This is a genomic window from Paraflavitalea soli (genome assembly GCF_003555545.1).
In the GTDB taxonomy this organism is placed as follows: domain Bacteria; phylum Bacteroidota; class Bacteroidia; order Chitinophagales; family Chitinophagaceae; genus Paraflavitalea; species Paraflavitalea soli.
The window spans coordinates 1412283-1430944 of sequence record NZ_CP032157.1 but is presented as its reverse complement, the minus strand read 5'-3'; the positions used below and the strand labels follow the sequence as shown (position 1 = coordinate 1430944).

Annotated in this window: 13 protein-coding genes; 10 read left to right on the top strand and 3 right to left on the bottom strand. The window is 49.0% G+C overall.

Annotated elements, in window-relative coordinates; genetic code table 11:
* Position 1: 1 nt before the first annotated feature.
* Positions 2–457, bottom strand: coding sequence for a (2Fe-2S)-binding protein (locus D3H65_RS05435; RefSeq protein WP_119049288.1), 456 nt, complete (start codon positions 455–457; stop codon positions 2–4).
* A 192-nt stretch (positions 458–649) separates the two neighbouring features.
* Here D3H65_RS05435 and D3H65_RS05430 point away from each other — a divergent pair, with 192 nt between their 5' ends.
* From D3H65_RS05430 to D3H65_RS05395, 8 genes are all read left to right on the top strand, one after another.
* Entirely contained in the window at positions 650–1006 is a 357-nt protein-coding gene (locus D3H65_RS05430) for a DUF1016 N-terminal domain-containing protein (protein WP_162915424.1), read from the top strand.
* Positions 1007–1121: 115 nt separating this feature from the next.
* Positions 1122–1718 (top strand): RNA polymerase sigma factor, encoded by a 597-nt coding sequence (locus tag D3H65_RS05425; RefSeq protein WP_162915423.1) that lies wholly within the window; start codon positions 1122–1124, stop codon positions 1716–1718.
* A 64-nt stretch (positions 1719–1782) separates the two neighbouring features.
* Positions 1783–2985: a FecR family protein gene (locus tag D3H65_RS05420; RefSeq protein WP_119049285.1), complete on the top strand. Its 1203-nt coding sequence runs from the start codon at positions 1783–1785 to the stop codon at positions 2983–2985.
* Positions 2986–3259: 274 nt separating this feature from the next.
* A complete protein-coding gene (locus tag D3H65_RS05415) occupies positions 3260–6613 on the top strand; it encodes a TonB-dependent receptor (RefSeq protein WP_162915422.1) in 3354 nt (1117 codons plus the stop codon).
* A gap of 121 nt (positions 6614–6734) precedes the next feature.
* Positions 6735–8132 (top strand): RagB/SusD family nutrient uptake outer membrane protein, encoded by a 1398-nt coding sequence (locus tag D3H65_RS05410; RefSeq protein ID WP_119049283.1) that lies wholly within the window; start codon positions 6735–6737, stop codon positions 8130–8132.
* A 74-nt stretch (positions 8133–8206) separates the two neighbouring features.
* On the top strand, positions 8207–10009 hold the full coding sequence (locus D3H65_RS05405) for a TlpA disulfide reductase family protein (RefSeq protein ID WP_211345630.1): 1803 nt from the start codon (positions 8207–8209) through the stop codon (positions 10007–10009).
* 254 nt (positions 10010–10263) lie between these two features.
* The gene (locus tag D3H65_RS05400; RefSeq protein ID WP_119049281.1) at positions 10264–11058 is read left to right on the top strand and encodes an alpha/beta fold hydrolase; all 795 of its coding nucleotides are present in this window, start codon (positions 10264–10266) and stop codon (positions 11056–11058) included.
* Between the two features lie 93 nt (positions 11059–11151).
* Entirely contained in the window at positions 11152–12162 is a 1011-nt protein-coding gene (locus D3H65_RS05395) for a LacI family DNA-binding transcriptional regulator (protein ID WP_119054402.1), read from the top strand.
* A gap of 201 nt (positions 12163–12363) precedes the next feature.
* Here the strand turns inward: D3H65_RS05395 and D3H65_RS05390 are convergent, their stop codons facing one another.
* Complete coding sequence (locus D3H65_RS05390) at positions 12364–13551, bottom strand: glycoside hydrolase family 88 protein (protein ID WP_245999685.1); 1188 nt, start codon at positions 13549–13551, stop codon at positions 12364–12366.
* 289 nt (positions 13552–13840) lie between these two features.
* Positions 13841–14872, bottom strand: coding sequence for a LacI family DNA-binding transcriptional regulator (locus tag D3H65_RS05385; protein WP_119054400.1), 1032 nt, complete (start codon positions 14870–14872; stop codon positions 13841–13843).
* A 521-nt stretch (positions 14873–15393) separates the two neighbouring features.
* On the opposite strand from D3H65_RS05385, the gene D3H65_RS05380 reads away from it, so the two are divergent.
* Positions 15394–17283, top strand: a complete 1890-nt coding sequence (locus tag D3H65_RS05380) for a heparinase II/III domain-containing protein (RefSeq protein WP_119049280.1) — start codon at positions 15394–15396, stop codon at positions 17281–17283.
* A 9-nt stretch (positions 17284–17292) separates the two neighbouring features.
* The gene (locus D3H65_RS05375) at positions 17293–18657 is read left to right on the top strand and encodes a BNR-4 repeat-containing protein (protein ID WP_119049279.1); all 1365 of its coding nucleotides are present in this window, start codon (positions 17293–17295) and stop codon (positions 18655–18657) included.
* Positions 18658–18662: the final 5 nt, after the last annotated feature.

Genomic DNA, 18662 nt, shown 5'->3' with positions numbered 1-18662 from the left:
ATTAGATTTTTTTGCTGGCTACTTTTACGGCTTCGCGAATACGGTGATAAGCTCCGCAACGGCAAATATTGCCATGCATGGCGCTCGCTATCTCTTCATCCGTAGGATGGGGATTGGTTTTGAGAAAGGCAGCAGCCGTCATCATTTGTCCCGCCTGGCAATAGCCACATTGCGGCACATCTACCTCGTCCCAGGCCTGCTGTACCGGGTGATCACCATTGGCCGACAAGCCTTCGATAGTAGTAATGGGTGCTTTTACTGCCGATACCGGCAGGATGCAGGAACGTACGGCGGCGCCATTCATATGCACCGTGCAGGCGCCACACTGCGCTATGCCACATCCAAACTTAGTGCCCACCAGGTGCAATGTATCACGCAGCACCCATAGCAAAGGTGTATCCGCATCTACATCTACCTGTTGTTGTTTTCCATTAATGGTTAGCTTAAAACTGGCCATAAGGTTTTCATTTTGAGTGCTCTAAAATTAGGCAAAAAAAGCAGCGCAGTAAGCAAATACCATCACCTTTCATCCCATTTTTAATATAGTGAATACCGATTCACGAATTACATTATTTAAGTATATTTATTCTTTATTCTATGTCTAACCATGCTAACAAACGAAATCCATTACAGGGAACTGCTGACTGCAGTGAAAGAGCATATACGCACCAGCCAATTCAAAGCAGCTATATCTGTAAACTCTGCTGTCATTCGATTATACTGGAATATTGGTGAGATGATCGCCCAAAACCAGGCATTATTTGAAGGAAGAAACAAATACATTGAGCAGTTAGCTGCAGATATAAAATCGGAATTTCCGGATTTACAGGGCTTTTCAAAAAGGGATCTTTTTGATATCATAAGGTTTTATCTCTTTTATAGTTCTGATTCAGTGCAGCAGCTTGCCGCACTGAACCCTGATGGTTATCAAGACCTTAGCTCACCCCAACAACTCATCGCACGCGTTCCCTGGGGCCACCATTTCATTGGCCAATTGGATGTATGAACTCCGCCACCCCATCTACCGAAAACCGGGTTTTCCCTATCTTTACCACTTGCTTAAACCTTATCTGTATCAGCCTGCAAATCAAACATAATAAACAATCCGGCCCCAAAACACCGTGCCAGTCACATCATTACATAATGAAAAGGAATTATTACGGCGCGTTGCTACCGGAGATGAGCCAGCATTCACCCAACTCTTTGAAGCCTATTGGGACTCCATTTACCAGGTAGCTTTTACCCTCACCAAATCACGCGAAACAGCCCGGGACATCGTACAGGAGATCTTTATAAAGATCTGGCTCCTGCGCGAAGAACTGCCGCAGAAAGACAACTTCCGCAACTTTCTCTTCATTGTCTCCCGCAACCATATATTGGATGAACTGCGCAGGAAAATAAAAGAAGATCCCTTCGCCAGTCAATTGCAGGCCTGGTTCAGGCAAAGCCCCCTGCAGGCCGACCAGCAGCTCCTGTACCACGAATCGCAGGCCCTGATCCATCAGGCCATCAGCCATTTACCCGAACAGCAACGCCAGGTATACCTGCTCACCCGCGAAAACGGCTGGAGCCAGGAAGAGATCGCCCAACACCTCCAGGTATCCAAAAACACCGTCAAAACCCATATGGCCCGGGCTTTAACCGCCATCCGGGAATACCTGGCCAACCATATCCAGGGCATCCTGCTGGTCAGCAGCCTGCTATCAGCCCTGCTTTAAAAAAATTTTTTATCCCTTGTCATACCACCTGGTTTAAAACACGTCTTTATAAGCAGCACATCGTATGAACAGATTTGAAACACTTTGGAAAGGTTACCAGCAAGGACTGTTACAGGAAGCAGAACTGGCCGAATTCCTCCAATTGATCAGGGAAGATGAAAATCTCCTGGCAGGCGGGATCGATGAGCTTTTGCAGCACGGCCCACAGGGTATGCCTGCGCCCGGAGAAAAAGAGCTCATCCTCCGGCAGATCAGACAACAGATCCAACCTGCGACTGTTCATAAATTGCCTTTTGGCAAGCGATATTGGTGGATAGCCGCTGCGGCCCTCTTCCTGCTCACCACCATGATCGCACTCCTTACCATACGACTCAAAAAACAACAGGATATTACCGGTAAGGGGCGGCAGCCTTCCCCCGTTTATGATGCCGCCCCCGGTAAGAATGGCGCACTGCTTACCTTAGCTGATGGCAGTACCATTGTGCTCGACAGTGCCGCTAATGGTACATTGGCGCAACAAGGAAGTTCCAAACTCATAAAAACAGAGGATGGTAAGTTGACCTATTCCCCCTCCTCCGGAGAGGGACAGGAAGCGCCAGCCTATAACACCATCTCCACCCCACGTGGCCGCCAGTTCCAACTGGTATTGCCCGATGGCAGTAAAGTGTGGCTCAATGCCGCCTCCTCCCTTACCTACCCTACCGCCTTTACAGGCAATGAAAGAAAGGTGACCCTCACTGGCGAAGCGTATTTTGAAGTAGCATCCCTGCCTGGCAAATCAGGAACGAAAATGTCCTTCCTCGTTGATATGCGTCCCATTGCAGGTGGAAAGATCAACGGTACCATCGAAGTGCTGGGCACCCATTTCAATGTAAATGCCTACGAGGATGAAGGCGCTATTAAAGCAACCTTACTGGAAGGAAAGATCAAAATAACTGCCGTTACAGGATCCCAGCTGCTTTTCCCTGGCCATCAGGCGCTATTAAGCAATAATCAATTATCAATAATTAATAATCTGGACGTAGAGGCCGTAGTTGCCTGGAAGAATGGCGTGTTTAACTTTCACAAAGCCGACCTTCCCGCTGTTATGCGACAGTTGTCCCGCTGGTATGATGTGGAAATTGTGTACCAGGGCCCTGTGCCCGGTCGCTTGTTTGGAGGAGAAATAGAACGTAACCTGCACTTATCACAAGTGCTTAAGATATTGAGCAAAATGGGCATACAATGTACCATCGAAGGCAAAAAACTGATCGTACAACCTTCCTGAGATCTTCGTTCCGTATGCCATCAACTGCCTGACAAACTATCCTAAGAAAGCTCATCAACATGGCCGTTCCCGGTATGGCTCCCGGGATGAGATCACCATGCCATAAAATAGTTGACTGATAAAAAAACCGGAAAGTGTTCGCGGCACTTTCCGGGGATCGTTCAGTTTAACAGTGACCCGCTGTAACACCAAAGAATGGCGGGCTAAACATTATCCCGAGCGAATCGGGACTGTAATGGATTGTTTATTGTTAAAACCAAAACACAACGAAAGTATGCAATTAAAGGCTCTTTTTGATCAGGCTCCAACAGGTAGCCCATGGCTGCCTGCTCACCGGAGTAAGGTCCCAGCGACAGCACTTTGTGCAACGCCCGTTAAACGCCTGGTCACCAAACAAATGTTGTATGTGATGAAGCTGACTATTCTTTTACTCACAGTGGCTTTCCTCCAGGTAAGCGCCAAAGGCACTGCACAAACGATCACCTTTTCCGGCAAGCAGGCCCCGCTGGAAAAGGCATTTATTGCCATTAAGAAGCAAACCGGCTATGTAGTCTTTTACGATTACAAACTCATAGAAAGTTTAAAGCCGGTAAACGTGCAGGCTATCAACCTTCCATTGGAAGCCTTTCTGCAACAAATACTGAAAGGCCAGCCCCTGGATTATTCCATAGAGGGAAAAACGATCATTATCAGTCCTGAAGCCTCCACTACACCCGCTGCCAACCCTTCTGCGCTTGCTACCGCTACGGTTATCGAAAGACAGGAAATTACCGGTACCATCACCGATGCCAATAATACACCACTGCCCGGCATTAGCGTTACCATAAAAGGAACGAATATCGGAACAACGACTGATGGCAATGGACGGTATTCCCTGCAAGCCAATCCCGGCCAGATACTGGTATTTTCCTCTATCGGATTCCAATCGCAGGAAGTGAAACTAGGTACTACCACTTCCATCAACATACAACTGACCCCCGCCAGCAATGAACTCGACGAATCCGTAGTGATTGGATATGGCACTACCATACGCCGCAGCAGTACCGGTTCTGTTTCCAGCGTGAAGAGCCGTGATATTGCCTCCCAACCCGTGATGGATCCACTGGCAGCCCTGCAAGGCAGGGTACCCGGCTTCTTTGTATCCTCTTCCAATGGATTGCCCGGCTCCAGTTTTAAAGTAATGCTGCGCGGACAAAACTCCATCAGCGGTGGCAATGAACCCTTGTACATCATTGACGGAGTGCCTTTTTATTCCGAGCCCCTCAACCAGTTCACCTCCGCCAATGGCAAGCAAAGCCCGCTTGCAGCCATCAACCCGTCCGACATTGAAAGCATCAGTGTATTGAAAGATGCCGATGCTACCGCCATCTATGGTTCCAGAGGCGCCAACGGCGTGATCCTCATCACCACCAAAAAAGGGAAAGCTGGCACTACCCGCTTCAATTTCAACGCGTATACCGGCGCCAGCAAAGTCGTCAATACCCTCGACATGTTGAGCACGTCCGAATACATTCAGCTGCGCAAAGAAGCATATGCCAATGACGGCCTCACTTACAATGCAGGTAATGCACCCGACCTCACCACCTGGGATCAAAACAAGACCACCGATTGGCAGGATTATATGATGGGGCATTCAGCCAGTGTATCGGAAGCACAGGGCTCTGTGTCTGGCGGCAATCAACAAACACGTTTCTTATTGAGCGGCACTTACCGCCGCGAGACTACCGTTATGCCCAACGACCTGGCCTATAAGCGTGGAGCCGTGCACCTGAATGTTGACCATACCGGCCTCGACGGTAAATTCAACATCAGCGCTTCCGTTAATTATTCCAGCGCCAAGGACAATTCCATCGCCAGCGACCTCACTTCTTTTTACAACCTGGCGCCCAATTATCCCTTATACGATGCCGATGGCAAATACTATTGGTTCCTGACAGAACAAAATCCGGCCGCTTATCTGCTGAGGCGCTCCAACAACCGCACCAACAACCTGGTAGCCAACAGCATTATCCGTTATACCATTCTACCCGGCCTCGATGCAAAAGTGAACCTGGGTTATACCCGTACCACCATGGACCAAACACAGGTATACCCCAACCTCTCTCTGAACCCAACCGCTGCAACCGGTAGCTTTACCTATTTTGGTAATGCCAGCGCCTCTTCCTATGTGATCGAACCCCAGGTAGATTATAAACGCACCATTGCCGATGGAACCCTGTCTGTAATGGCTGGTGCTACCTGGCAGGAAAGCCTGCGGGAAGGAGAAGGTTTTACCGCGGAGAATTTCTCCAGCGATGCATTACTGGAAGACATTAAATCGGCCGGCAAACTTACAGCTCGCCCTACCACTTATAACTTCTATCGCTATACCTCCGTATTCGGAAGAGTAAACTACAACTGGGATGAACGCTATATCCTCAATGCTACTTTCCGCCGGGATGGCTCTACCCGCTTTGGTCCGGGCAACCGCTTTGGAAACTTTGGCGCTGTTGGAGCAGCCTGGGTATTCACCAACGAATCCTTTTTCCCGGCTACAGAGGTGATCAGTTTTGGTAAACTGCGCGGCAGCTATGGCACTACCGGTAATGATATTATTGGTGACTACCAGTACCTCAATAGCTGGGCTTCAACCTCCTATCCGTATGATGGTATGCCAGGGCTAAGTGTATCCCGGCTGCCCAATGCCGACTATCACTGGGAAGAAAACCGCAAACTCGAAGCTGCCCTCGAATTGGGCTTCTTTAAGAACAGGATATTGCTGAACACCAACTTCTACCGCAATATTTCCACCAACCAATTGGTTGATTATGCGCTCTCCCCGCAAACAGGTTTCGAAAGTTATACCGCCAATTTACCGGCCACCGTACTGAATGCCGGTATTGAAATTGAGCTGACCACCACCAATATCCAGCACAAAGATTTTCGCTGGAAGTCTTCGTTCAATATGACCCTCAACAAAAACAAGCTGAAGGAATTCCCAGGCTTTGAGTCATCTACCTATGCCAATACATATGTGATCGGCAAATCGCTCACCATCGTAAAGGGATACCAGTTTACAGGTGTTGATCCACAAACAGGCAAAGCTACCTTCCTGAATATCGACAACAACCCCGCGATCTCCGAAAATGATGATTATGTGGTATTGGGCAAAACAATGCCCGATTTCTACGGCGGCTTCCAAAACTCCTTTAGCTACAAAGGATTTGAACTCGATTTCCTCTTCCAGTTCGTAAAGCAGGAAGGCCCCGGCATTAACTACGGCTACCTCTCTACCCTGTATGGTGCTTTGAAAAACAAAGATGTGAGCGCCAATGACCGTTGGCAAAAGCCTGGCGATATAGCCGGCGTGCCCAAAGCTACCACCATATCTGGCAACGTGTTGTACGACCAGTACCGGTTGTCTTCCGCTGTATGGGGTGATGCTTCTTACATCCGCCTGAAGAATGTGGCCCTGCGCTACGACCTGTCGAAGTTTGTAAAGAGGTACAAACTGAATAACCTCAGTGTATATGTACTCGGTCAAAACCTGCTCACCATTACCCATTATGATGGCCTCGATCCCGAAACACAAGGGCTCGTCATGCCACCATTAAAGACCATTACAGCAGGCGTTCAATTCACTTTCTAAGGTATAACGGGGTGGGTCGCCTTTGAAAGGCGGCTCATCCGGGTTTAATAGAGCCGCTGGAAGGCTTTCCGAAAGATCAACAACTGAAAACTGTGTCAAAACAGACAAAAGAAAAACGACAATGAAACGCATCCATATATTAACACTAAGCCTGGCACTGATCGCTGCCGCTTCCTGTAAGAAGTATGTAGACACTCCTTTACCAAAGAACGAACTCGTATCTGAATTGGTGTTTACAGACGACAAAACAGCCACGGCTGCCATGGTAGGCCTGTACAGTAACATGAACGCATTCAATTATTACTATGCCAATGTGCTCATGAACTACCTCACTGCCATGCAGGCCGATGACCTTTATTATCTGTCTACCTTTGCCAATTACGATGTATTCCGGCAAAACAGCCTCCTGCCCTCCAGCCAATATGTACAAAGCATGTGGAAGGACCAGTATGCCTATATCTATCATGCCAATGCCTGCATAGAAGGACTTACGGCTGCAGCTGCCCTTACCCCTGCCGTGAAGAACCAACTGCTCGGTGAAGCTCATTTCATGCGGGCATTCCTGCATTTTTACCTGGTAAATATGTATGGCGATGTGCCCCTCATTACCACCACCAATTACCTGGTCAATAATGTAAAGCCCCGCGAAAAAACGGCCGTGGTATATGACACTATCATTAGTGACCTTATCACTGCAAAGAAGCTGATGACGGATAATTATCCTTCCACTAACCGCGTACGTCCCAATAAAGCTGCTGCTACTGCTCTGCTGGCAAGAGTATATTTATATACCAAACAATGGGCAGCTGCCGAAACAGAAGCATCCCTCGTATTGAACAACAGTCTCTACTCCTTGCTGAAAGACCTCAATGGCGTATTCCTGGCCAATAGCCGCGAAGCCATTTGGCAATTGCAGCCTGTAAATGTGGCTGGTGGCCGCAATACCTGGGAAGGGTTTACCTCTACCCCGGCTACAGCTACAGCCAGCCCTGCCTTCAGGCTCGATACCACCAACCTCATCGCAAAGTTTGAGACCGGCGATCTCCGCCTGGCCAATTGGACTGGCTTCCGCAAACTCACCACCGGTGCCACCGTGTATTTTCCCTTCAAATACAAGGTGCGTACCAACCCCACTACCGTGACCACCCTTACAGAGTATTCCATGGTGATGCGCCTGGCCGAGCAATTCCTTATCCGCGCCGAAGCAAGGATACAACAGGACAAACTCAATGAAGGCAGGGCCGATCTTGATTCTATCCGCCTTCGCGCAGGGCTCACTGCTTTACCCACCAATCTCGACAAAGCCGCTTTATTGCTCGCTGTTGAAAAGGAGCGCAAATTGGAATTGTTTGTAGAATGGGGCCATCGCTGGTTCGACCTGAAACGCACCAACCGGGCAACCGCCGTATTAGGCCCTGTCAAAGGTTCATTCTGGCAGGCTACCGATACCCTGTATCCAATACCCACAAACGCCATCAAGACAAATATTTACCTCGAACAAAACGAAGGATACAAATAATGAATATCAATCAGGGTGGGTCGCCTTTGAAAGGCGGCTCACCCTGATTCAAAGTACAATTAAGTAATACAACAATGAGCAATCCATTAACCCGCCTTATAGCTATGCTGTGCTTCGTTATCCTGTCCTGTATAAGCATGCAGGCGCAGGATAGGGTAACGATCGCACCTCAATATCCGGAACGCGGATCCACCGTCACCATCACCTATGATCCCCAGGCGCCGGGCGCCGGCATTCCGGTCGATGCTTCTTCCGTGACCCTCGTATTCTCCTATTCCAACTTGTACGATGTGGCCTATCGTGTCAACATGCAAAAGAAAGGCAATCTATGGACCACCAGTTTTGTACTGGCCCGTTATGCCACCTTCGCTACCTTCTATTTGCAAAGTGGCGAGGCCATCGACAAGCCAGCTGCCAACAGGCATTATGAACTGGCTGTCTATACCGGTAAAACACCCATCAGGGACGGTCACTTGTACAAAGGATATAGCCTCAGTGCCCAGATGGGGAAGTCGCCGGAACTGGGCGCCAAACAAGCAGAACAATTTCAGGAAGAGCTCAACCTCTATCCCGATAATTACGAAGCCCGGCTCAGGCTCCTCAATTACCAGATGAGCAAGGCCAGCGGTACAGAGAAAGAAAAGATCAGGCAACAGGCCTTGCAGGTCATTGCCGCCAAATTCTACCAGGCCCCTACCGTACCCGGCAATATGAATAAGGTGACCATGGGTTATTTGATCATTGGCGAGAACAGCCGCCTTGATTCTATCCGTAAAGTGGTGAGAGAAAAATATCCCGATACGGAACTGGGACGTGAATTGTACACCAGTTTTATTGCGAAAGAAAAAGACACCGCAGAGCAGATCGCCTTGTTTGAGAAAGCCCTGAAGAAAGAAACCTTGAAGAATGAAAAGTCTTTCGTAGAAATGCACGATCGCCTGTTCAACATCTATGCAGCCCGCAGGAATGCTGCCAAAGCCCTGTACCATGCCCGTAAAACGGCTCGCAAAACAGACGATCCCTATTGGCCCGTAACACTGAAAGGCATTGCCCAAACCCTGCTCGACAATGACCTGGCCCTGGATTCAGCCCGCGCGTATACAGAGCAGGCCCTTGGCCTCGCAAACCAGTTTCCTGTTGGTGTGATCCGGTATTTCCCTGAAACAGGTTATATATTCCCTTACGTTGATGACAGTACCCGCCAGGCAACCTATGACAAAGCCAGCGGCAACCTCTTGTCCATGCTGGGATTGATCGCCATGAAACAAGGAAGGACCAACGATGCCAACAACAATATGGAAGCTGCCATGCAAAAGGCCTCCGACAAAGAGACCCTCGACAATGTGGCTTTGTTTTACCAGCAAACCGGTAATACGGCAAAGCTGCAACAACTACAGGCCCTGCGGGAAAAGAAGATGCTGGACAAAGTAAAAACCCAGCGCATCAACAGGCCCGCTCCTGTCTTCAGTTTTGTAGACCTTACCGGCAAACCGGTGCCGCAGGAAACATGGAAAAACAAAGTAGTGATCATTGACTTCTGGGCTACCTGGTGTGTACCCTGTATGCAGGAGATGCCCTATATCCAGAAGTTGTATGAAAAATACAAGGACAACCCTGCTGTGCAGTTCATGATCGTAAACAGCGGCGCCCGCAATACCCTCGCCGACGCCCAGGGTTGGAATGGCAATAAAAAATACGGCTTTCCTGTATTCTTCAATACCGATCCGGAAGTGGGTGACAAATTCAAATTCACCCTGATTCCCGCCACCTATGTCATCAACAAGGAAGGCAATATCCAGTTCAGCAATATCGGCTTTGAAGGTCCCGATGTAGAAATGAAATTAAAGCTGCAGATAGAGTTACTGTTGGCACCCTGAGTATGTCAGGCTGAGCTTGTCGAAGCCGTCTTCAAAGGGTGGGTCGCCCTTTAAGGGCGGCTCGCCCTGGGTCTAAAGGAGCTTGTCGAAGCCTCTACCCCAGTAAGATCATCATCATCTCATTAAGCGTGATGCGTTATCCGCGCATCACGCTCCCGTTGAAAACAAGAAAGCCGCCCCTGTCTGCAAAGCCAGGAGGCGGTCTTTTCATTTCTGCCCCCTTTTCAGTAGCTTCAGGGAGAATATCACCCAACATGAAAAAACTACTGCTCCTTATCCCTGCCATCCTGTTCACCCTCCTGCTTGTCGCCCAAACCGACACATCGGGCTATTATACCTCCTTCGATGGCGCAAAGATCTGGTATGAAGTAAAAGGCGCTGGTCAGCCCGTGCTCCTGGTACATGGCTTTATTGTCAACAGTTCCACCTGGAAAAAGGCAGCCCTCTACAGCGACCTGCAAAAGGCGGGATATAAAGTGATCACCATCGACCTGCGCGGCAATGGTCTTTCCGATAAACCACATGAAGCCGCATCCTACGCCAACGATGCAGAAGCAAAAGATATCATGGGCCTCCTCACCAGCCTCGGCATCAATAAATACCAGGTCATTGGTTATTCCAGGGGCTCCATCATTACCGCCCGTTTGCTGGTGTTGGATAAACGCATTCAAAAAGCCGTATTGGGCGGCATGGGTACCGATTTCACCAATCCCGAATGGCCCCGCCGCATCATGTTTTACCGGGCACTGTCCGGCGATTCTATTCCCGAACTAAAAGGCGTGGTAGAATATGTGCAGAAGTCTGGCCTCGATCAAAAAGCACTGGCCCTCCTCCAAAAAGAACAACCTTCTACCAGCAAAGAGGCACTGGCCAAGGTACAACAACCCATATTGGTGATCTGTGGTACAGAAGACAGCGACAATGGATCAGCAGCAGCGCTGGCAAAGCTTTTCCCCCACGCTACCTTAGCAGCAGTACCCGGCAATCACAACAATGCAGCATCCACTCCCCAATTTTCCGAAGCAATTCTTGAATTTTTAAAACGTTAAACAAACACTATTTCTTTTCCACATCCCTGCTGCCAGGCACTATACATAAGGAAAAGATGCTTAGCTTACGTGGCTATCATCGTAGTACCTATTATGGAGTCAGTCAATATCAAGAAACTCGCCCAACTGCTGAACTTGTCAATCGCTACTGTGTCAAAAGCACTGCGCGACAGCTACGATATTAGCAAGGAGACCAAAGAAAAAGTAGTGGCCCTGGCCAAAGAATTGAATTACCAGCCCAACCCACATGCCAGCAGCCTGCGGAAGCACAAAAGCAAAACCATTGCCGTTATTATTCCCGAAATAGCCAACAATTACTTTACACTCGCCATCAATGGCATTGAGACCGTTGCCCAGGAAAAAGGATACCATGTGCTCATTTATATAACCCACGAAGATTATCAGAAAGAAGTGTCACTGGCTAAAGATCTCTACAATGGCCGCGTAGATGGTTTGCTCATTTCCGTTTCCGGAGCTACCACCGATTATACACACTTGCAACAATTACAGCAAATGGGCCTGCCCATTGTTTTCTTCGACAGGGTGTGTGAAGAATTTGATACCCTTAAAGTCACCACCGACGATTATGAAAGCTCCTACCTCGCCACACAGCACCTCATAGAACAGGGCTGCAAAAAGGTGGCCCACCTCGCCATCTCCGGCAACCTATCCATTGGCAATAAAAGAAAACGCGGTTACCTGCAGGCCCTGGCCGATCACCAGATGCCAGTCAGCGAATCATTGATCGTGGAGTGTACCAATGACGACGAAATAGATGGGGAACTTATCCGGGAAATGTTTATCCGGGAGAAACCCGATGGCATCTTTGCAGCCGTAGAACGTTATGCCATGGCAAGCTATGAGGTCTGTGGGCTCCTCAACCTGCAAATACCCCGTGATGTAAAGGTGATCAGCTTTTCCAACCTGCGCATAGCCGCTTTTTTGAATCCTTCCCTCAGTACCATTACCCAACCCGCTTTTGATATCGGGAAAGAAGCAGCCTCCCGCCTGTTAAATACATTGGAGAAAAAGAATGCACCCCTCACCAACGAAAACATCATCTTCAAGTCATCCCTCATCCAGCGCACATCTACCGCCAAATAGTTTCAACTCAAAGTTTATCAATCTTTTCATGCCCCTTTAGAGCTAATTCTGCCACAAGCAGGAGCCAATCGCATTGCTCGGATCATTTCAAAGGGTATTCATGCCCCTTTAGAGCTTGTCCCGCACCAGCGGGAGGCAATCCATCGAAGCAAACCTGTATTCTTCTGTATTCTGTATTCTATATTCTGGATTCTGGATTCTCTACAGATACCACTTCTTGTATCGGCTCAAGGCCTCTATAAAATAGTAATCCGCATACGTCAGCGGCTGATCCACTTCCGACTGGTGCGGCAGCGACCCTACACTGTGTAATAAGAGGAAACCGCCATTGCTGCCCAGTGGCGCCCGGTAGGCTGGAGAAGACAGCGCTTTCAGGATCGTTTCCGAGGCGCTAATATAATCTGTCCTTTGTTTGCCCTTCGTATATTGCGCCAGTTCCAGCAAGGCCGATGCCATGATGGCGCCTGCCGAAGCATCCCTTTTTGCCCGTGGAATATCCGGCGCATCGAAGTCCCAGTAAGGAATCTTGTCAGCAGGCATGTTGGGATGATTCAATAAATAAGCAGCTATTTTATTCGCCTGGTTCAGGTAAGCCCCATCTTTCGTAAAGCGGTACATCACCGTATAGCCATACAGTCCCCACACCTGCCCGCGCCCCCAGGCCGATTCATCAGCAAATCCCTGGTGCGTTTTTTTACCCCAAACCCCACCCGTAGCCAGGTTATAATCCACCACATGGTACGAACTATTGTCTGCACGAAAATGGTTCTGTAGCGTGGTATTCGAATGCGTTACAGCAATCTCATGATATTTCTTGTCGCCGCCATTTTTCGACACCCACTCCAGCAATTCCAGGTTCATCATATTGTCTATGATCACCGGACACTTGAAATTTTTGCTCGAATCCCAGGATTGGATCGCTTTGATAGAAGGACGGTACCTGGTCGACAAAGACCGAGCAGCCGTAAATACCACTTCTTTATAGGCAGGATCCTTGGTGATGTCATAAGCTGTACCAAAACTGCAATACATCATAAAACCCAGGTCGTGATTGCCTGTATACGTTTTCTCCTTTTCCAGTATGGCTAGTCTTTTTAGCGCTTCTTCTTTTGTAGCCGCGTCTTTTGTATGCCCATAGATAAGCCAAAGCGTACCGGGATAAAATCCGCTGCACCACCATTTCGTATTACTCGTTACCAGCGAATCCTTGGCTGCAATATAAGAGCGGGGCATTTCAGTGGCTGGTACTTTACCCGCCAGCACTTTGTATTGCTGCGCAGCAAACTGCATATCTTCATCAATCAGTTGTTGCATTGCTTGCTTATCACTTTGCGCCAGCGCAGCTCCCGCTACCATCAAAAAGAAAAGTACAAAATTAAACTTTCTCATATACGTTATAATATAGTATTCTATTTTGCCAAAGTTATCGCATTGCCGATTCACGATTGCCGACTGCCGTTCCTTTGTCCTTTCGCCCCCTTTATTGTCATGTCGAACGAAGCGCAGCGAAGTGAGACATCCGCTATCGAAGCAAACGCTTCGAAGCAATAGTGTATTTTCTCGTTGCCTTCCCCTGGCGCAAGTATGCAGCCCGGCCTCGCGCAGCGGGGTACTTGTGCCATCGAAGCAAAAGTGTATTATTCTGAATCCTGTATTCTGTATTCTGTATTCTCTTCCCTCACGTCGACATCCTCCTGATCAGCTCCACCGGCGTTATGATTGGCACCGCATCGATCGCTACCGTTTGCCGGTCATTCTTCAACAATTTCAACAGCTCCGTTACGATCACCGTGCCTATACGCCCTGGGAATTGCTCTACCGTCGTGATCGAAGGCGTTACAATCGAAGAACGGGGATCATTCGAATAACCCACGATCCGTAATTCCTGTGGAATAGCAATACCTTTTTCCTTGGCAAAGCTCAACGCCGTCAGCGCAGTAAGATCGTTGGCAGCCAGTATGGCATCAGGGTAAGGCTTACGGGCAAATAAACGGTGCATGGCTTTCCGTGCATTGTCTGCCGTTAGTTCCTGGTACATCACCCAATCTTTGCGCACCGGCACCCCGGCCTGGCGCATAGCCTGCTCAAAACCGGCATACCGGTCGATATAGATATTGCAGCCGATCGGCCCGGAGATATAGGCAATGTTCCGGCTTCCCAATTCTATCAGGTGAGAAGCGGCCAGGTAAGCCCCCCGAAAATCATCTCCTTTAATAATACAGGCCGGGTAAGGTCGTACCGGAACACGGTCATAAAAAACAACCGGTATATTATTCTGCGTCAGTATATCAAAATGACTAAAATCGGTAGTAAACAATGTACATGCCACGATCACCGCATCCACCCGTGATGCATACAAGGTCATGGCAAGGTCTTTTTCAATCTCCAATGAATCGTTCGACTGGCAAATGATCAGGTTATAACCATGCCCATGCAGCCCGTTTTGAATAGTAGTAATGATCTCCGTATGAACAAACATCGAAATACGCGGCACGATCAGGCCAATGGTATTCGTCTTATTCGTGCGCAACCCCGATGCCATAATGTTGCGCTTATAGCCTACCTGCTCCACCATCGTCATTACTTTGGTGCGCGTAGATTCGTGCACGTGCGGATGATTGTTCAATACACGGGAAATAGTAGCAGGCGACAATTGCAAAGCAGCTGCAATATCCTGGATAGAGTTTTTCTTGTTGGTTTTTTTGTTCATAAATAGCAGGTATACAGGATTAGACAGCGCAATCATGCAATTATTGCAAGGGGGCTGAAATCGTTTCCAGTATACTTAGAGGAGATGAACAAAAGAAGAACGTTTCGGAGAAGCCCCTGCAAACAGGGCAAAGTTTGGACATAGCAAATTGGCTGGCATAAGCATTCGTTTTAGGTGGAGAAACACAAGCTATCCAAACTTGATGAAAAAAGCTGGAATCGTTTTCAGATTCAATACATTTATTTACTGAAACGTTTTCGTAGAAATAAACCCTTCCCGCACAGGATTCTTATGACAGAGATGTCTAATTTCCTTGGTATATAGTGGGTTGCCCTTACTTTAGTATACGGTGGGTCGTCCTTACTTTGGTATACGGTGGGTCGCCCTTACTTTGGTATACGGTGGGTCGCCCTTACTTTGGTATACGGTGGGTCGCCCTTTAAGGGCGGCTCACCGTATACCGTGAACAACCTCGGGAGCAGCTCACTAATATTGATATTATCAGCGAAACCGCACGCCATATGCAAATAAAACACCTGCTATCCGGGCTATTGGCCCTTTGCCTGTCTTTTACTGAACCGGCCAACGCCCAAACAGATTATATCGGCACCGCAGCAAAAGTGCCCGCACATCCCCGCATACTGTTGCTCAAAGGCGAAGAAAAAGCCATCCAAAAGACCATCGCCGCCGACAACAACTGGCGCAAAGTACACCAGGCCATACTTACCGAATCAGATGCTATCGTCAATAAACCACCTATAGAACGCATACAAATAGGCCGGCGGCTCCTGGATAAATCACGCGAAGCCATCCGCAGGATCTTCTTCCTCTCCTATGCATACCGCACTACCGGGCAATCAGTCTACCAGCAACGGGCCGAAAAGGAAATGCTGGCTATTGCCGCTTTCAGCGATTGGAACCCCTCCCACTTCCTCGATGTGGCAGAAATGACCATGGCCATGGCCATTGGGTACGATTGGCTGTATGACCAGCTATCCCCGGCCGCCCGCACCGCTATCAAAGAAGCCATCCTGAAAAAAGGAATTGAACCATCCCTCGATCCCAAATACAATAGCTGGCTCAAAGCCGAGCACAATTGGAACCAGGTTTGCAACGCAGGTATGACCTATGGCGCCATGGCTATTTATGAAGACCTGCCTGAACTGGCCAAACAGGTCATTAACCGTGCTATAGAGACCATTGTATTGCCCATGGCCGACTATGCCCCCAACGGCGCTTACCCGGAAGGTTATGGCTATTGGGGTTATGGCACCAGTTTCAACGTTATGTTCATCAGTGCCCTTGACAAGCTGTTTGGAAAAGATTTTGGCCTCTCCCAAAAACCGGGTTTTCTGCAAACCGCAGGTTACCTCGAAAACATGACCGGCCCTTCCGGCAAACCTTTCAACTATTCCGATGCCGGTGGCGGCGGCGGTCTGCAGCCCGCCATGTTCTGGTTTGCCAACAAACAAAAAGATCCTTCCCTTCTTTGGGTAGAAAAAAGCCGCCTGCTCAATAGCCAGCCCCCATCACTCGTAGGTGATCGCCTGCTGCCAGCCATTATGTTGTGGAGTGCCGGTACCCATATGGAAAAAATAACTGCACCCACATCAGCCATGTGGGTTGGTAAGGGCAAAAACCCCGTTGCCCTCATGCGTACCTCCTGGACCGATCCGGCAGCCATATTCGTGGGTATGAAAGGTGGTTCCGTATCCGTCAACCATGCCCATATGGATATTGGCTCTTTCGTCATGGAAGCCGATGGCGTACGCTGGGCCATGGACTTTGGCATGCAGGACTATGAATCCCTCGAATCAAAAGGCATTAAACTATTCGGACGGACCCAGGATGCACAACGCTGGACCGTATTCCGCTACACCAACCTCGTGCACAATACCCTTACCGTTAATAACCAGCACCAGCGCGTGGAAGGGTATGCCCCCATTACAGCCTCTTCAGCAGCCCCTTCTTTCATGCATGCCGTCACCGATATATCTGCAGTCTATAAAGGAGCGCTGGCAAAAGCCAACCGTGGAATTGCCATCGTCAACAAAGCCTATGTAGTGGTGCAGGACGAAGTGGAAACCCTCAACGAAGAAACTACTATCCGCTGGACACTGTTAACACCCGCCAACGTCACCATTACCGGCAACAACCAGGCAACACTCACCAAAGATGGTAAGAAGCTCCTATTGGAAGTGGCAGCACCGGGCAAACTGACCATGAAAACCTGGTCCACCGATCCGCCCAACACCTACGATGCGCCCAATCCGGGCACTATCCTTACCGGCTTCGAAGTAACGATACCGGCCAATACAAAAGCCACCATCACCGTAGCCCTCAAACCCGGAAATGCAGCTGATAAACCAACGGACAAACTGCCGCCACTCAGCAATTGGAAAAACGATTAACACCGACCTATGCGTTATAAACTACTATCGCCGCCTTTACTGCTCTTGATATTCCAGGTCACTGCACTCGCACAACTGCCTCGTGCCGATGGGTACAAAGGCATCTGGTTTACCCTGGGTCAGTTTTCTACCTATGGCGATAAATATTCCGGCGGCTTAGGCACCTATACTTCCAGCCATGTGCCCATCGCCATCTATGCAAAGCAGGTCAACAAAACCTTCTTCGTTTACGGAGGCACTGCCGGCGCAAAAGACCGGCACCTCCTCATTATGTTGTCTTACTACGATCACCAGAAAAAGGAAGTACCCAAACCCGTGATCGTATACGACAAACAGGGCGTTGATGATCCACACGACAATGCTTCCCTCTCCATCGATGAGCAGGGTTATCTGTGGGTATTTGTAAGTGGCAGGAACACCAGCCGCCTGGGACTTATCTTCAAAAGCAAAGCGCCCTATAATATCAACGACTTTGAACAGATCAAAGAAACCGAAATAACGTACCCTCAACCCTGGTGGGTACCCGGTAAAGGGTTTATACACCTGTTTACCAAATACACCAAAGGCAGGGAATTGTATTGGTCCACGAGCCCCGATGGTCGTCAGTGGTCCCCCGACCAGAAACTCGCGGGCATGGGAGGTCATTACCAGGTATCCAATATGCCCGCAGGAAAACTCGTCACCGTATTTAACTATCACCCCGGCGGCAATGTAGATAAACGGACCAACTGCTACCTGCTGCAAACAACCGATATGGGCAAAACCTGGACTACCATCGATGGCAAACCCGTATCCCCTCCGTTGGCAGACAAACACAGCACCGCATTGGTAAAAGACTACGAGGCCGAAGGAAAGCTTGTTTACCTCAACGACCTCAATGTCGATGCAGCAGGCAATCCCGTTATCCTGGCCGTGGTGAGCAATGATTTTGCACCCGGTCCCAAAGGCAATCCGCGCGAATGGATGACCATCCACTGGAAGAACGGCCAGTGGAATATGACCAAAGTTTGCACTTCTACCCACAATTATGATATGGGCTCCCTGTACATTAACGGAGATCACTGGCAGATCATTGGTCCCACAGAAACCGGGCCGCAACAATGGGGCGCCGGTGGAGAAATAGCGTGGTGGGAAAGCCAGGACGAGGGCAAAACCTGGAAAAAGACGAAACAGCTTACACAGCACAGCGCCCGCAACCATTCCTATGTACGCCGCCCATTAAATGCCCAACCTGATTTTTATGCTTTCTGGGCCGATGGGGATGCTGATAAATTATCCCCTTCTGTGTTGTATTTTACCAACGATAAAGGAAAGGTATTTGTGCTACCCTACACCATGGATAGCGAAACAGCCAAACCTGCATCTTTACCATAAACTAT